The organism is Aeromonas sp. s10 (assembly GCF_040907975.1).
In the GTDB taxonomy this organism is placed as follows: Bacteria; Pseudomonadota; Gammaproteobacteria; order Enterobacterales; family Aeromonadaceae; genus Aeromonas; species Aeromonas caviae.
In genome coordinates this window covers 12,980-28,210 of the sequence record NZ_JBFOCV010000036.1, presented here as the reverse complement: position 1 = coordinate 28,210, position 15,231 = coordinate 12,980, and the positions used below count along the sequence as shown (strand labels likewise).

Annotated in this window: 13 protein-coding genes; 5 read left to right on the top strand and 8 right to left on the bottom strand. The window is 61.7% G+C overall.

The annotated features are described in order from the left end of the window. Positions 1 to 85: 85 nt before the first annotated feature. Entirely contained in the window at positions 86 to 1,225 is a 1,140-nt protein-coding gene (locus AB5Y59_RS12000; RefSeq protein ID WP_010673494.1) for a diguanylate cyclase, read from the top strand. Positions 1,226 to 1,255: 30 nt separating this feature from the next. Here the strand turns inward: AB5Y59_RS12000 and AB5Y59_RS11995 are convergent, their stop codons facing one another. Together AB5Y59_RS11995 and AB5Y59_RS11990 are read right to left on the bottom strand one after the other, a co-directional pair. Next, on the bottom strand, positions 1,256 to 1,504 hold the full coding sequence (locus AB5Y59_RS11995; protein WP_010673495.1) for a YciN family protein: 249 nt from the start codon (positions 1,502 to 1,504) through the stop codon (positions 1,256 to 1,258). Between the two features lie 151 nt (positions 1,505 to 1,655). Further along, a complete protein-coding gene (locus AB5Y59_RS11990) occupies positions 1,656 to 3,035 on the bottom strand; it encodes an MATE family efflux transporter (protein ID WP_041213343.1) in 1,380 nt (459 codons plus the stop codon). A 120-nt stretch (positions 3,036 to 3,155) separates the two neighbouring features. Between AB5Y59_RS11990 and AB5Y59_RS11985 the strand changes: the two genes are divergently transcribed. Next, positions 3,156 to 4,013 (top strand): AraC family transcriptional regulator, encoded by an 858-nt coding sequence (locus AB5Y59_RS11985; protein ID WP_041213342.1) that lies wholly within the window; start codon positions 3,156 to 3,158, stop codon positions 4,011 to 4,013. A gap of 55 nt (positions 4,014 to 4,068) precedes the next feature. Next, positions 4,069 to 5,763 (top strand): NAD-dependent malic enzyme, encoded by a 1,695-nt coding sequence (locus AB5Y59_RS11980; RefSeq protein WP_039039301.1) that lies wholly within the window; start codon positions 4,069 to 4,071, stop codon positions 5,761 to 5,763. Between the two features lie 74 nt (positions 5,764 to 5,837). Here AB5Y59_RS11980 and AB5Y59_RS11975 read toward each other — a convergent pair whose 3' ends face one another. From AB5Y59_RS11975 to AB5Y59_RS11960, 4 genes are all read right to left on the bottom strand, one after another. Then, positions 5,838 to 6,896 (bottom strand): OmpA family protein, encoded by a 1,059-nt coding sequence (locus AB5Y59_RS11975; RefSeq protein WP_368212032.1) that lies wholly within the window; start codon positions 6,894 to 6,896, stop codon positions 5,838 to 5,840. A gap of 219 nt (positions 6,897 to 7,115) precedes the next feature. Then, positions 7,116 to 8,117 (bottom strand): porin OmpA, encoded by a 1,002-nt coding sequence (gene ompA / locus AB5Y59_RS11970; protein WP_039039303.1) that lies wholly within the window; start codon positions 8,115 to 8,117, stop codon positions 7,116 to 7,118. 420 nt (positions 8,118 to 8,537) lie between these two features. Beyond that, on the bottom strand, positions 8,538 to 9,557 hold the full coding sequence (gene ompA / locus AB5Y59_RS11965; protein WP_010673501.1) for a porin OmpA: 1,020 nt from the start codon (positions 9,555 to 9,557) through the stop codon (positions 8,538 to 8,540). A gap of 305 nt (positions 9,558 to 9,862) precedes the next feature. Continuing rightward, positions 9,863 to 10,450, bottom strand: a complete 588-nt coding sequence (locus AB5Y59_RS11960) for a hypothetical protein (RefSeq protein WP_124812837.1) — start codon at positions 10,448 to 10,450, stop codon at positions 9,863 to 9,865. Positions 10,451 to 10,708: 258 nt separating this feature from the next. Between AB5Y59_RS11960 and AB5Y59_RS11955 the strand changes: the two genes are divergently transcribed. Further along, positions 10,709 to 10,975: a DNA-binding transcriptional regulator gene (locus tag AB5Y59_RS11955; protein ID WP_010673503.1), complete on the top strand. Its 267-nt coding sequence runs from the start codon at positions 10,709 to 10,711 to the stop codon at positions 10,973 to 10,975. 195 nt (positions 10,976 to 11,170) lie between these two features. Then, complete coding sequence (locus tag AB5Y59_RS11950; RefSeq protein WP_102948779.1) at positions 11,171 to 12,532, top strand: sodium-dependent transporter; 1,362 nt, start codon at positions 11,171 to 11,173, stop codon at positions 12,530 to 12,532. Between the two features lie 65 nt (positions 12,533 to 12,597). Here AB5Y59_RS11950 and rssA read toward each other — a convergent pair whose 3' ends face one another. Beyond that, on the bottom strand, positions 12,598 to 13,467 hold the full coding sequence (gene rssA / locus AB5Y59_RS11945; protein ID WP_124813475.1) for a patatin-like phospholipase RssA: 870 nt from the start codon (positions 13,465 to 13,467) through the stop codon (positions 12,598 to 12,600). 34 nt (positions 13,468 to 13,501) lie between these two features. After that, a complete protein-coding gene (locus AB5Y59_RS11940; RefSeq protein WP_041214728.1) occupies positions 13,502 to 15,058 on the bottom strand; it encodes a sensor domain-containing diguanylate cyclase in 1,557 nt (518 codons plus the stop codon). Between the last annotated feature and the right edge of the window lie 173 nt (positions 15,059 to 15,231).

Here is a 15,231-nt window from a genome sequence, read left to right as displayed (position 1 = left end):
GATCCCTCACAAAGGGGAGGGAGGCTGATGCATCAGGATGGGGACGGTGTAGAATGAGCCCTCGGTTCGAAGATGGAGACTCTGGATGCTGAAGCTGTCGGAGTTCTGGAGTGCCCGCGCCCACTCCGAAGATTTTACCCTGACCCGGATGGGCTTCATGACGGTGCGGCTGCGGCTGCTCACCTGTCTGCTGATGGCGGGGCTCCCGAGCTGGGCCCTGGTGGACTGGCTGACCCTGCCAGCCATCCAGTTCGAGGCGCTGTTCCAGGTCAGGATCTTCTGCCTGCTGGCCCTCTCGCCCCTCATCCCCCTCTCCTATCTCATCCACTTCAAGCGCGAGCGCATGAAGCTGGCGCTGGGCTACCTGATGGCGGTGATGATGCTCTTCTCCCTCATCTGCCTGCACAGCTTCGGCGCGGATCAGGAGATGCAGGCGGGCTACATGGCCTTCCCCTATCTGCTCATCAGCCTGTTCGCCATCTTCCCCATTCCCCTCTCCCTCAGCCTGCAACTGGCGGGGGGCATTCTGGCCACCATGCTGGCGGGCAACTGGTTGCTGGTGGGCCAGCCTCTTTGGAGCGTGCAGACCCTCAATCAGGTCTGGCTGCTGGGGCTCTTTGCCATCGCCAGCGCCTGGGTGCAGTGCGGCCAGCTCAACATGCTGCTGCAACTCTATCGGGAATCCACCACGGACGAGCTGACCGGCATGATGAACCGCCGCCTGCTGATGAAGCAGCTCGAGAAGGCGAGGGCCGCCATGATCCGCAAACAGGCTCCCTTCGCGGTGCTGCTGCTGGATCTGGACCGCTTCAAGCGCATCAACGACACCTTCGGCCATCTGGCGGGGGATGCGGTGCTCAAGGAGGTGGCGGCCACCCTGTCGGAACAACTGGAGCCCGGCATGGTGCTCGGGCGTTACGGCGGGGAGGAGTTTGCCATCCTGTTGCCCGGTTGCACGGATCTGGCACAAGCCAAGCGGGTGGCGGAGCGGCTGCGGGTCGCGGTGGAGGCGAGGTTGGTGAAAAGCCCCACCTCCGACGAGCTGCTGGAGGTGACGGTGAGCATCGGTCTGACCCTGGCCCAGCGTGGCGAGGGGGTGGAGGATCTGCTCAACCGGGCGGACGAGTGCCTCTACATGGCCAAGATGGCGGGTCGCAACTGCGTGGTGGCCGAGGCCGGCAAACCTGCGGGCGATGCAGGGCGCACAAAAACGGATGCCGCCTGAGGGCGGCATCCGGTGATGACGGGGCTGGCGTCAGGCCAGGGTGTATTTGCCGGAGAGCTGCTGGGCCAGCAGCTTGAACATGTTGAACACCGCCATGGTCTTGCCGGTCGGGGTGCCGTCCTCTGCCAGGAAGAACTCCCCCTTGAACACCAGAATGTCCCCCTTCTGCTCCACCGAGTCGGCGCGCATGCCGTGGATGAAGTCCTCGTGTTCACGAATGATCTTGTTGGCCATCTCCAGCAGGGCAGTCTCGGTGATCCGCTCTTTTTGTGGTTGCATGCTCGCCTCCTTAAACGACTACTGGGCAGGGGCACAAGGGTCGGCATGGCCGGCGCACCCCGCCTCTGATTGAAGAGGGGGCCAGCATACTGCAAAGCGGGATTTTCTGTCATTGATATGACCCCGCATTTTCCCGCTTTGCGCTCTTCCCTTATCCCAGCACCAGATTGCGCAGCCAGCGCCGCTGGCGAATGCGGCGCTGCACCAGCAGCACTTTGGAAAGCTCCTCCAGCAGGACCACCGCCACCACCCAGGAGAGGGGCCAGCCCAGCAGGCTGACCGCCACCCAGGCCAGCGGCAGGCCGATGCACCACATGCCGACGATGTCGATGAAGATGCTGTAGTTGACGTCCCCCCCCGAGCGCAGTACCCCGACGATCCCCACCATGTTGAACACCTTGAGCAGCATGCCCAGACACATGATGGCGAGCACCTGGCCGGCCTCAGTCATCAGCTCGCCCGGCAGGTTGCCGACCCATTGCAGCAGGCTGCCCTGCATCAGCCAGACGGCGGTCCCCACGAGCAGGGCGCCGACGGGGGCCAGCAGCAGGAAGAGCTGGGAGTGCTGCCAGGCCTCGTCATACTCCTCTGCCCCGAGCCGGTGACCGAGCAGGGTGGAGCAGGCCACCGCCAGCCCGAAGAAGAGGGAGATGAGGATGCTCTCCAGCGTGCCGAGGGTGGTCATGATGGCCAGGGCGTCGGTGCCGAGGTGCGCGTAGAGGAAGCCGTAGAGCAGCATGCCGAAGGCCCAGAGCCCGTCGTGCAGCAACAGCGGCAGGGCGATCAGGGTGAAGCGCACCACCTCCTTGCGCCTGAAGGCGGCGAGCCAGTCTTGCTTACGCGGGATGAGACGGGGCTCGGCACGCCACACATAGGCAAGCAGCAGCGCGGTCTGCAGCAGGCGCGAAAGGGTGGTGCCCCAGGCGGAACCGGCTACACCCATGGCCTCGGCGCCGAAATGGCCGAAGATGAGGGCATAGTTGAGGATGACGTTGGCGATGATGGCGATGATGCCGATGCGGGTCGGCGCCGCGGCATTGCCCACCGAGCGCAGGGCCGACTCCAGGGGCACCACCACGGCGGTGCAGAGGATGGTGGCGCCGGTGATCATCAGGAACTCGTCGGCCAGCTCGCGCAGCGCGGGCTCCTGGCTGGCAAACCCGAGCACGCTGCCCGGTGAGAGCACATAGACGAGGGCAAAGGGCAGGCTCACCGCCAGGGCGCCCACCAGGGCCAGGGCCAGGGAGCGGCGCACCCCGGCCATCTCGCCACGGCCGAAATATTGTGCCGCCAACACCGAGACCCCGCCCGAGAGCCCCGCTATCACCAGCAGATTGAAGAAGAAGACCCGGTTGCCCAAGCCGACCGCCGCCACAGCCGTGGTGCCGAGCTGGCTCACCATCATGATGTCGATGAGGCCGAGCAGGGAGAACATCATGGATTGCAGCGAAACCGGCAGGGCCAGTCGCCACAGTCGCGTCATGAACTCGCGATCGGTGGTTTGTTTTAAAATCGCTTGCCAATAATTCATTTATGTTAACCGGGTTGGTAAAAATCAGGGTTTGTCGTGGGTATGATAGGGGTGATATCGGGAGGCTTCACTGTGAGCCTCTCTCGGCTTTCTTGTGCAAAACTATCCTGTTGAGGTGCTATGCCATTTATCAGCGAGTGTCTGGAAATCGCCCCGGCCTGCGAAGAGCGGATGCTGGGACGCGAAGGGCTGCCCCTGCTTGGGGAGGCTGGCGTCTTCCTGACCGGCCTCTCGACGATACGGGAGCACTACCTTATCCGCCGCAACCGACCGGAGTTTCACATCCTGATGGTGAGCCATGACGAGGGGGGCGCCCTGCTCACCGATGGCGGGGAGCAGCCCATCCCGGCGGGAGCCCTGGTCTTTCTCCCGGCCGCCGTGCCGGGGGGCCTCAGGCTGGTGGGGGAAGCCTGGCATACCAGCTGGATCCTGCTGGACGACGTGCCGCGCTGGCAGCATCTGCACCGGCTTGGCCATCGCATCTGGCAGGGGGAGGAGGGGGAGCAGCTCTACCATCTGCTCAGCCTGATGCAGGGGGAGGGAATACGTTCGCCACTCCAGCCCCAGCTGCTGAGCCTGCTGCTGGCGCTCTTGGAGCGGACCCTGCAGGGGGAGGTGCGCGGCACGCCGGAGTTGCGGCTACAGGCGCTGTTTCGGCGGGTGGAGGCGCGTCTGGACGAGCCCTGGAGCGTGGCCCTGCTGGCCGACCAGATGGCCTGCTCGGTGCCCCATCTGCACCGGCTCTGCCAGCAGGTGTTCGGCATGGGCCCCATGGCCTGGCTCACCGGACTTCGCATGAACAAGGCGCGCCAGTTGCTGCTCTACACCAACTGGCCGCTGGCCGAGCTGGCGGCCCGGGTCGGATACAGCGACGGCGCCAACTTTGCCAACCGTTTTCGCCGCCTGACGGGTCAGACTCCGGGGGCCTTTCGTCGACTGGGTCGCAAACCTTTCGCAAGGGAGGTGCAAACCCTTTGAAATTGTTGGCTCAAGCCCATAGGATCGACGGGCCACACAGTCAAGGTACAGATCCATGTTTGAAGATAATAATCAGAAACGTCCCCTCTACATTCCCTACGCAGGTCCAGCCCTGCTGGAGACGCCGTTGCTCAACAAGGGCAGCGCCTTCACCAGCGAAGAACGCAGCAGCTTCAATCTGGAGGGTCTGCTGCCCCAGAACATCGAAACCATCGAAGAGCAGGCAGAGCGTGCCTATCGCCAGTTCATGGCGTTTGGCAACGACATGGACAAGCACATCTATTTGCGCAACATCCAGGATACCAACGAAACGCTCTTCTACCGCCTGCTGAACAACCACCTCACCGAAATGCTGCCGGTCATCTACACCCCGACGGTCGGCAAGGCGTGCGAGGAGTTCTCCAACATCTATCGCCGCGCCCGTGGCCTCTTTATCTCCTATCCGGACAAGGACAGGATCGATGACATGCTGCAAAACGCCACCAAGCAGAACGTCAAGGTGATCGTGGTCACCGATGGCGAACGCATCCTGGGCCTCGGGGATCAGGGCATCGGCGGCATGGGCATTCCCATCGGCAAGCTCTCCCTCTACACCGCCTGTGGCGGCATCTCCCCGGCCTACTGCCTGCCGGTGGTGCTGGATGTGGGCACCAACAACCAGCAGCTGCTGAACGACCCCTTCTACATGGGGTGGCGCCATCCGCGCATCTCCGGCGAAGAGTACGACGAGTTCGTCGATGCCTTCATCCAGGCGGTCAAGCGCCGCTGGCCGGACATCCTGCTGCAGTTCGAGGATTTCGCCCAGGGCAATGCCACCCCGCTGCTCAACCGCTACAAGGATGAGCTGTGCTGCTTCAACGATGACATTCAGGGGACCGCCGCGGTGACCCTGGGCAGCCTCATCGCCGCCTGCAAGGCCTCCGGTGCCAAGCTCTCCGAGAAGCGGGTCGCCTTCCTCGGGGCGGGCAGTGCCGGGTGCGGCATCGCCGAGCAGATCGTGGCGCAGATGAAGGCCGAAGGGCTGACCGACGCCGAGGCGCGGGGCCGGGTCTTCATGGTGGACCGATTCGGTCTCATCACCGACAAGATCCCCAACCAGCTCGACTTCCAGCGCAAGCTCTCCCAGCCGGTCGAGCGGATCAAGGAGTGGCCGGTGGGGGACAACATCTCCCTGCTGGAGGTGATGGAGCACGGTCGCCCGGACATCCTGATCGGGGTCTCCGGCCAGCCGGGTCTGTTTACTGAAGAGGTGGTCAAGACTATGCACAAGCACTGTGCCCGTCCCATCATCTTCCCGCTCTCCAACCCCACTTCCCGGGTGGAAGCCACCCCGGCGGATCTCATTCGCTGGACCGACGGCCAGGTGCTGGTCGCCACCGGCAGCCCGTTCGCACCGGTGGAGTACAAGGGCAAGCGCTACGTCATCGCCCAGTGCAACAACTCCTTCATCTTCCCGGGGATCGGCCTTGGGGTGATCGCCTCCGGTGCCAACCGGGTGACCGATGCCATGCTGATGTCGGCCAGCCGTGCCCTGGCGGATTGTTCACCCCTGGTGAAGGGGGAAGAGGGCTCCTTGCTGCCGGATCTGGCGGACATCCATCAGGTCTCCCGCTACATCGCCAAGATGGTGGCCAAGACCGCCATGTTGCAGGGCAAGGCGGTGCAGACCCCCGATGATGTGATCGATCAGGCCATCGAGGCGAACTTCTGGCGCCCCGAGTACCGCCGCTATCGTCGTACTTCCTTCTGATCCCAAGGGGACAGACATGCAGAAGGGATGCCTCGGCATCCCTTTTTTGTGCACGGCTGTGAAGGAAGAGGAGGTTATTGTGCCGGTTGCTCGGCGGGGGCGGGCTCGGCGGGATTGCTGACGCCGGTGACCCGGATTTCGACCCGGCGATCCGGGGCCAGGCAGTCGATGAGGGCAGCCCTGGCCTTGATGGCATCACACTGGGTGCCGGTGACCGGGTTGCTCTCGCCATTGCCCTGGATGCTCACCTTGTCTGCGGGCAGCCCCTTGCCAATCAGGAAGTTGGCGACCGTGCTTGCACGGGCCTCCGACAGTGCCTGGTTGTTGGCATCCGAGCCGATGCGGTCGGTGTAGCCCATCACCACGGCGCTGCCATCCTTGGGTTTGACGTCGACGATCTGCTGGTAGAGGGCGTCGAGTGCCTGCATCCCCTCCGGTTTGAGCTCCGCCTTGCCAAAGGCAAACAGCACATCAGAACTCAGGTTGAAGGTCTGATCCACCGGCTCGGGAGCCGGGGGCGGCGGTGCCACGACCAGAGGCGCGGCCGCCGGCACTGCGGCGACGGTGCGATTGGGGTGAAGCACCAGCTCGATGGTGGCGGTACTGATGTTGCTGACCCAGCGTTTGGTGCCGCTGCCCACCTTGTCGTTGTCAGGATCGTCCCCGACTCGCACCATGTAGCGGTAGCGGGTCTGGATGTCTACCCAGTCGCTCAGTCTGGCGGTCAGTCCCAGACCCGCCAGGGGAGCCAGGTTGTCATCTCCCCCGTTGACGGAGTCGACGTGATAGAGATAACCGCCCCCTTCGGCAAAGACAGAGAAGATGTCCCCCAAGGGCAAACGGCCAATGACCGACAGGGTGGCCCCCTTGCTGTTGAAGTCCTGGCCGGCGATATCCCAGTCACCGGTGGAGAGGTAACCGAGTTCGGTCCCCAGGTTCTCGTTGTAGTTGTAGCCGACAAAGGCGTTGATGGCGGTCGCGTCCTTGCCGACACCCTGGCTGAAATCATCGATGTCATGGGCAAAGGCCCAGCCACCCCCAGCCCCCACATACCAGTCGTGAACAGGTGCCGCCTGGGCGGCACTCGTCGCCAATGCCAATGCAATCCACACAGGTTTCAGTCTTATGTTCATCGCGTATCCTCGTCGATGTTGGGTGTTATAGGGCTCCCAGCCCTTTGCTATGTATAGCCAACATTATGTATAGGCGATGTGAGCGCATTAACCATTTAAGTGACGCATCTGTATGGAAAATCGGTGAGACAGGCTGGTGGGCTGCCCGCGCTGGCGGTGCCGTCCGGGCATTAAAAAAGGGGCCTGAATGGCCCCTTTTTGCAACAGGTGGTTGTCCCCTTATTGCTGCACTTCCTGTACGCCGGTGACGCGCACTTCGACGCGGCGATCCGGTGCCAGGCAGGCGATCAGCTGAGCCTTGGCCTTGATGCCGTCACACTGGGTGCCGGTGACCGGGTTGGCTTCACCACGACCTTCGATGGATACCTTGCCAGCCGGCAGACCCTTGCCAACCAGGAAGTCGGCCACGGTGCGGGCACGGGCTTCAGACAGCTTCAGGTTGTAGGCATCGGAGCCGATGCGGTCGGTGTAACCCACCACCACGGCGCTGCCATCTTTCGGCTGGACGTCGACGATCTGCTGATACAGGGTGTTGAGCGCAGCAGCCCCTTCCGGCTTCAGGGTGGATTTGCCGAAGGCAAACAGCACGTCCGAGCTCAGGGAGAAGTTCTTGTCGACCATGACGGGCTCGGGAACCGGCTCGGGAGCCGGTGCCGGGGCCGGTGCCACATAGGTGGTGCGGTTCGGGTGCATCACCAGTTCCAGGGTGGCGACGCTCATGTCGGTTTTCCAGGTTTTCTGATCGTCACCCAGATCCCACATGTAGCGGTAGCGGGCCTGCAGGTCGATAAGGTCGGAGAGCTTGGCAGTCAGACCCAGACCCGCCAGCGGCGAGGTGCCGTTGTCGCTCTGGCCGTTGCCGTTGACGTGGTTGAAGTAGGCACCCCCTTCGGCGAAGACGGAGAAGATGTCATTCATGGGCAGGCGTGCGATACCGGACAGGGTGGCACCCTGGGTTTTGAAGTCGACGCCATCGACGCCAGCCTTGCCGGCATAGAGATAGCCGAGCTCGGCGGCAAAGTTCTCGGTGAAGTTGTAACCGCCGAACAGGGAGAGCGCGGTGGCGTCCTTGTCAGCATCCTGGCCGAAGGTATCCAGGTCGTGGCCATAGGCCCAACCTGCACCCATACCCGTGTACCAGTCGTCGGCCGCCTGAGCGGTGGTGGTTCCCATGGCTGCAATGGCCAGAGCAATCAGGGTTGGTGCCATTTTCATTTTCATCGTTTTATCCTCGTTGAGTTGCCGTGCTATGGGCGTACTGCGCACTCTTTGTTATACCGGTCGCAGATGACACTTCATGTGCGACACCGTGAGCGGATCACGGACGGCTTGAATAAAAAATGGATGGAAACCTGGATTCTCATGAAGCTGTTTCTCCATGGACAACTAACCGGGCACTGAGCACTTTTAATAGTTCATCCAATGTCTTACAAGCGTTGCTACTGTATTCTTTTGAATCAGCGTGATCAAGTTTCTGCACAGATATGCAGCGCTGACACCGGTGTCGCGGGGCCGCAATACGGGAGCAAAGGGGAGAAAAGGTGAGACAGAGAGTGTCGCTGGGGGGAGGAGAGAGACAGCAAAAGGGGATGCCGTGGCATCCCCTTTTTACGTTTTTTACGTTACCTGAGCGAAGTCAGATTACTTTTGAACTTCTTGTACGCCGGATACGCGAACTTCTACGCGACGGTCCGGAGCCAGGCAGGAGATCAGCTGAGCCTTGGCCTTGACGCCGTCACACTTGGTGCCGGTGACCGGGTTGGCTTCGCCGCGACCTTCGATGGCAACCTTGCTGGCAGCCATACCCTTGCTGACCAGGAAGTTGGCAACGGTGCGGGCACGAGCTTCAGACAGCTTCTGGTTGTAAGCGTCGGAACCGATACGGTCGGTGTAACCAACAACAACGGCGTTGCCGTCTTTCGGCTGGAACTCAACGATTTGCTGGTACAGAGCGTTCAGGGCTTGCACACCTTCGGCCTTCAGGCTGTCTTTGCCAAAGGCGAACAGCACGTCGGAGTTCAGGGCGAAGTTCTTCTCAACGATTTGCGGAGCCGGGGCCGGTGCTTCTTCAACAACCGGGGCCGGAGCAGGCGCTACGTAGGAAGTACGGAACGGGTGGTAAACGGCTTCCAGGGTCGCAACGCTCTGGTTGGACTTGTAGCGTACGTTGTCGGCGTGCAGGTCAGCCACGTCCCACATGTAGCGGTAGCGAGCTTGCAGATCCAGCGCGTCGTTGACCTTGTAGGTCACACCGGCACCGGCCAGCGGGGATACTTTGGTATCGCTGGTACCCAGACCGTCGGTGTGGCCCCAGTAGGCGCCAGCTTCACCGAACAGGGAGAAATCGTTGCCCAGCGGCAGACGAGCGATACCGGACAGGGTGGCACCCTGGCTCTCGTAACGGTTGCCGTCGGTGTTGCCACGGCCGGTGTACTGGTAGCCCAGCTCGGAACCGAAGTATTCGTTGAAGTTGTAACCAACGAAGGCATTGGCAGCAGCCGCATCTTCTTCGCCAACGTTCACGCCTTCGATCTTGTTCAGACCGTTGAAGTGAGTTGCACCAACACCGGCGCCGAAGTAGATGTCGTCAGCGGCGTGAGCTGCAGTTGCACCCATGGTGGCCATAGCGATGGCGATCAGGGAAGGAGCCATTTTCATCATAAAATAATCCTCGTTGAGATGGCACGTTGTTCACGTGCTTCGCACTTTGTAATTTATGTAAGCTGCTGGCTCTGTCGACCAACGACGTTGGTGCGAACAGGGATCCTAGATCCATCCAGGAGGCACGTATCTGGGTGCACAAGTGTGCGGGTTGCACTGTCGACAATGCATACTCCGCCACGAACAGCCGACGTCATTCCGATGACGTGGCGCACTTTATGCCCATTTCAAAACATGATCAAGCTCACAGATAAGGGATGGGGCAAATTGTGTCGTAGGGATAACTGGCTGTTTCTTGGGATTTATTAGTGATCCAAGTAGGCGCGATGCAGTTTCTTCTCAAGCTTCATATAAGCCTCAGCCCAAGCGTGCCGCGGGGTGGCGTCACCCGCCCTGACCGAGAGGACAGCAAGATAGTCCGCCTCAGTTGCTTCGCACAGCAAGGGTGTGAAACTGAGCAAGAAGTGACGGGCGAGGTAGGGATCGAGAGGCCAGATGTTGAGGATGGCCCGCGCCACGGGCTGGACGGCGGTGGAGCAGATGAAGTGCCGATGACCCGCTTCCAGCCATTGGGCCATCTCGGCGAGGCTTTCTTCCGGCACGATGCCGCCATCGCCTTTCTCCCTGGCCAGCGTCATCGTATGACCATTGCCCAGTGCCAGGGTGCCGTTTTCTGCCACGACGCCGTCGTGGCTGCGCAGGGGAAGCGTCGCCTGGCCTTCAAGATAGAGGCTGCAGCTGTCCGGGAGGGCCGCCAGCACGGTGGCGGCGTCCCCCTGCATGGCCATGGGCAACCAGAACGCTTCGGCCCGGGTCTGCAGACCCTGGGCGAGCTGACGGGGGAGGGAGTCCGGGTCGGAATGAAGACGGGAAATGATGCCGGGAAATGCCATGTTGATGACTCTCTTGGAAATAACCGGCGAATTATACGAGGGATGGCCGGGCAACAAGAAAGGTTTCTTTTCGAGACTGTTTACCTGAGGCGACGCAGCGATTACCATCCCCGAGGTTTGTGAAGGGTTGTCGTCGAAAGACGCTGATTATAGATAGAGGCTCGACCATAACGAGTCCGTTCAAAACTGATACACTTGACTACGAGTCGTCGCGAAAAATAAAGGTGGAGTCAATCCGCCGAACGGAGTATGGAACACATGAATTCAAATATCGTAACTGTTGGCAAGAAGATCCGTCAGATCCGCGAAGCGGTAGGCCTGAGCCGCCCCAAGTTTGCCGATCTGCTGGGCGTCCCTCCAACCACCCTGAAGAACTATGAACTGGGTTACCGTGAAGTCGGAGGCGCCTTCCTGGTTGCCCTGGCCCACCACCCCGATCTGCACAAGTTCACCCTCTGGCTGCTGGCTGACAAGAAAGTCGCCGAAATCGGCCAGATCGGTCCGGACGATATTGCCAAGGCTTGATTCAGTTCAACCTTGATAAAAATGCCGCCCTCGAGGCGGCATTTTTTATTTGTCAAAATGGAAAATTATTTAATTAAATAATGCGTTGTGTGCGGCCAGCGGCGATTTTCACTAAATCATCTTGTCGGGATGGATTAATCCACGGAACACTCCGACCCTTTTAATTCAGGCGGTGATCCACACAGCGAGACAACGATGAGCCAATCCATTACCAAAGCCAGAGATGGGTTTACCAGCACCTTTGGCGTGCTGGCCGCGACCCTGGGGTCTGCCGTCGGGCTCGGCAATATCTGGAAGTTTCCCTATCTGACCGGTGAGAACGGTGGCGCCGGTTTTCTGCTGGTCTATGTCATCGCCACCCTGCTGGTGGGATTGCCGGTGATGATCTCAGAGATCATGCTGGGGCGCGAGGCCAGGACGGATGCGGTCAGCGGGCTCATCAAGCTGGCTCCGAAGGGGCAACCCTGGTGGCTGATAGCCGCCATGGGGGTGAGCGCGGCCTTCCTCATCATGTCGTTCTACTCCGAGGTGGCGGCCTGGGTGTTTGCCTACATCTTCAAGGCGGCCAGCGGCGAGATCCTCTCCACCGATCCCGCCGTCACGGGTGCTGCCTTCAATTCGCTCATCACGGATCCCTTGCAGAGTCTGCTCTGGCAGTGGCTGGTGCTGGCCCTGATGGGGGGGATCTTGCTGATGGGGGTCTCCAGGGGGATCGAAGCGGTCACCAAGCGGTTGATGCCACTGCTCTTCATCCTGCTGCTGGTGATAGGCGTGCGCAGCCTGACTCTGCCCGGAGCGAGCGAAGGACTGCATTTCCTGTTCTCGCCGGATTTCTCCAAGGTGACCGCAGGCGTCGTGCTGACGGCCATGGGGCTGGCGTTCTTCAAGCTCTCCATCGGGATGGGCTGCATGATGACCTATGGCAGCTACTTTCGGGACGATCAGCACATCCCTCTCACCACGGTACGGGTGATGTGCGCGGATCTCTTCGTCTCCATGCTGGCGGGGATCGCCATCTTCCCGGCGGTGTTTGCCTTTGGCTTCGAGCCGAGCGCAGGCCCCTCCCTGCTGTTCATCACCATACCCGCGGTCTTTGCCAGCATCCCGTTTGGACACCTCTTCATGGTGCTCTTCTTCGTGCTCTCCGCCATCGCAGCCACCGGGGCCATGCTCTCCATCCTGGAGGTGCCGGTCTCGGTGCTCTCCGAGCGCTTTCACATGAGCCGCACAAGGGCAACCCTGATCAACCTGTTGGTGCTGGGGGCGGTCGGCTCGACCTGTGCGCTCTCGAGCAGCACGCTGGCGGATGTGCAGGTTGGCGGGAAAACCTTCTTCGATCTGTTCGACTTCGTCTCTTCCAACGTGCTGATGCCCCTTGGCGGCATCTTCCTCTGCCTCTTTGTGGGCTGGGTATGGGGATTCGAGCGGATGACGACGGCGCTGACCAATGGAGGCAAGCTGGCGCTGCCCATCCTCAGCCCCCTGTTTTTCATCATCCGCTATGTGTCGCCGCTGCTGATCCTGGTGGTGATGCTCAAGGGGCTGGGGCTGTTCTGAGCCGCGTCGCCCGAAACAAAAAAGCGCCTATTGGCGCTCTTTTTGTCTTTTACCCCGATATGCCTTCATATCAGGCAGAGTCGTGACAGCTCCTCCCTGAGCTGCTCCAGGTTGCGCTCGACACAGGCTTCCCCCTCGTTGATGGCGTCGCTCGCGCGGTGGAAATCCATGATGGAGAGGTTGCCAAGGCGCGGGCAGAGCTGGATCTCGGGGGGATCCCCGGCCATCCGGGCACGGGTGATGCGCTCCTGCATGATGTTGATGGAGCCCGTCATCACCCCCCACATGCCGGGGGTACTGGGTTCGCGCTCGCCCCGGTTCAACCACTGGCTGAGCAGCCCCCCCTGCACGGGCTCGTCCGGTTCGTCGGTCCAGGGCTGGTGCATGTCGGTGTTGAGGTTGACGGCGATCACCACCTCGGCTCCCATGGCGCGGGCCAGGGAGATGGGGACCGGGTTGACCACGGCCCCGTCTACCAGCCAGCGATCCTCCACCCGGGTCGGGGTGAGCAGGCCGGGCATGCCGCAAGAGGCGCGCACACACTGGCGAAGCGGCCCTTCCTGCAACCAGATCTCGCGGCCGGTATCGAGTTCGGTGGCGACGCAGGCAAAGGGCAGCGGCAGGCTTTCGATGGCGGGATCCCCCAGATGGCCGGCGGCGATGCCAAATACCTTGTCACCGCGAAACAGGCCGCCGGAGAGGGCAGGATCGAGCAGCCCCATGACCTGCAGGCGGCTGAAGCCGCGCACCCAGCTCTCCAGCTTGTCCAGTTCACCAGCGGCATAGGCGGCGCCGACAAAGCTGCCGATGGAGCAGCCAGCCACCAGATCCGGCTTGACGCCCAGTCGCTCCAGGGCACGGATGATGCCGATGTGGGCCCATCCTCGGGCCGCACCGCTGCCCAGGGCCAATCCCAGACGGGGTTTTCGTGACACAGTTGCGTCTCCTGACATGAAGTGGGAGTCCAGCTTACTCCGGCTTCTCCTGTCCGTCATCCCGCCACGCTTCGCTGCGATTGCGGCCGTTGGCCTTGGCCTGATAGAGGGCGATATCGGCGCGGCGGATCACCTCCTGCAAGGAGATGGCTGGTGATTGACGACAGTGGCCCAGGCTGACGGTCACCTTCAGCTCGGCCGCGATGGCGCTCCAGGGATGCTCTGCTATGCACAGGCGAAGCCGCTCGGCCAAGGGGGCCAGAGGGATCGCTTCATCGGCGACGAGCAGCAGGAACTCCTCGCCACCCCAGCGGATCAGGTGGCACTCCCGTGTCAGCAGGGACTGGCAGAGCTGCACCAGACGGATGAGGACCTGATCGCCCACCCCGTGGCCGAAACGGTCGTTGATCTGTTTGAAGTGATCGCAGTCAAACATGATGGCGCCGATACGTTGGCGGCCTGCCAGAGCCTGGCGGTGTTCGAAGGCATCGAAGTAGTGGCGGTTGAAGGCGCCGGTCAGGGCATCGTGGCGCGACAGGTAGTTGAGACGCCGGTTGAGGCGCTGGGCACGCAGGCTGGAGACGGTCGCCACCACCAGACAGAGAATGGTGATGAGCGCCGTTGCCGATTGCCACAACAGCGTCTGCAGCAGAGGCAGCAGCGGGATGCGATGGATGAGGGAGAGCGGTGTCTCCGGGATGGGATAGACGAGCTGCAAGGCGCCCTGTTGCCACTCATATTCCGCTGACTGCGCCGTCCTGACCGGGGGCGGCGCGGTTCCGGACTGGCTGCTGGCGAGGATCTGCTGATGGGCGTTGAGCAGGAACAGGGTACCAATCCGGGGGGCGAGGCGGTGCAGGGTCTGCGCCAGCGTGACGGTCTGGATGTCGATGCTGAGCAGGCCAATGATCTGGCCTCCCTGGGTAATGGGCTGGGAGAGGGTGATCATCTGCCCTCGTCCGGCAAAATCCTGGTAGGGGCGCGAGAGCATGGCGTGCTCCAGGTGGGGATACCTGGCCATCGCCTCCTGCCAGTAGGCCTTGCTGTAAATCACGGGATCGAAGCGAAACTGGCTGGATGGCACCCAGGGATAGAGGTAGATGAAATTGTCCGTACCGGTGAAGTAGATCCAGGCCACGTCCCTGTCCAGCAGCTTGCTGGCGGTGGCGAGCAAGGGGGAGAGGCTGAGGGCGAGATGTATTCTGGCTTGCCGCTCGCTGCCGTCGTGGGGCAGCGGGCCCTGCCCGGTCAGGTTGCCGATGAGGGCGGGGGGCAGATCGACGGGGATGCGATCCAGGTTGATGCCGTGCTCCCCGTCGGATTGCAGCGCCTGATAGAGCTGGCGAGAGAGCACGGACTGGGGATTGCTGCGCAGGCGCTCCTCCGCCTGGCCGCGCATGGCCTCAAGGAAGGTCTCCATCCGCTGGTGCTGGCTGCTGAGCTGGGTCGCGGCGTTGATGGTGTCACGCTTGTTGATCTCGGTAACCTGGCGAAACGCATGTTGCAGGGCGAGCAGCAACAGCAGCAGGCCGAGGCCCAGCAGCAGCCACTGCAATCGGTATCTGGCAAAGGCGGGGGAGGGAATGGACATGGGCGTACCGGAAGATGGCGAGAGTCGGCATCAGTGTAAGGCAGAACCCTGACGCGCGTGCCGACAAGATGCGTTTTTGATGATCTTCTCACCGGACTGTTACGTTTTGTCACATTTATACATAGTCACGGCATAGTCAGGGGGTAACATGGTGCCATCCTTGATGAAGCTAT

Coding starts and splice junctions, on each gene's coding strand:
- AB5Y59_RS12000 (WP_010673494.1), top strand. CDS start 86: ATGCTGAAGCTGTCGGAGTTCTGGAGTGCCCGCGCCCACTCCGAAGAT.
- AB5Y59_RS11995 (WP_010673495.1), bottom strand. CDS start 1,504: ATGCAACCACAAAAAGAGCGGATCACCGAGACTGCCCTGCTGGAGATG.
- AB5Y59_RS11990 (WP_041213343.1), bottom strand. CDS start 3,035: ATGAATTATTGGCAAGCGATTTTAAAACAAACCACCGATCGCGAGTTC.
- AB5Y59_RS11985 (WP_041213342.1), top strand. CDS start 3,156: ATGCCATTTATCAGCGAGTGTCTGGAAATCGCCCCGGCCTGCGAAGAG.
- AB5Y59_RS11980 (WP_039039301.1), top strand. CDS start 4,069: ATGTTTGAAGATAATAATCAGAAACGTCCCCTCTACATTCCCTACGCA.
- AB5Y59_RS11975 (WP_368212032.1), bottom strand. CDS start 6,896: ATGAACATAAGACTGAAACCTGTGTGGATTGCATTGGCATTGGCGACG.
- ompA (WP_039039303.1), bottom strand. CDS start 8,117: ATGAAAATGAAAATGGCACCAACCCTGATTGCTCTGGCCATTGCAGCC.
- ompA (WP_010673501.1), bottom strand. CDS start 9,557: ATGATGAAAATGGCTCCTTCCCTGATCGCCATCGCTATGGCCACCATG.
- AB5Y59_RS11960 (WP_124812837.1), bottom strand. CDS start 10,450: ATGGCATTTCCCGGCATCATTTCCCGTCTTCATTCCGACCCGGACTCC.
- AB5Y59_RS11955 (WP_010673503.1), top strand. CDS start 10,709: ATGAATTCAAATATCGTAACTGTTGGCAAGAAGATCCGTCAGATCCGC.
- AB5Y59_RS11950 (WP_102948779.1), top strand. CDS start 11,171: ATGAGCCAATCCATTACCAAAGCCAGAGATGGGTTTACCAGCACCTTT.
- AB5Y59_RS11940 (WP_041214728.1), bottom strand. CDS start 15,058: ATGTCCATTCCCTCCCCCGCCTTTGCCAGATACCGATTGCAGTGGCTG.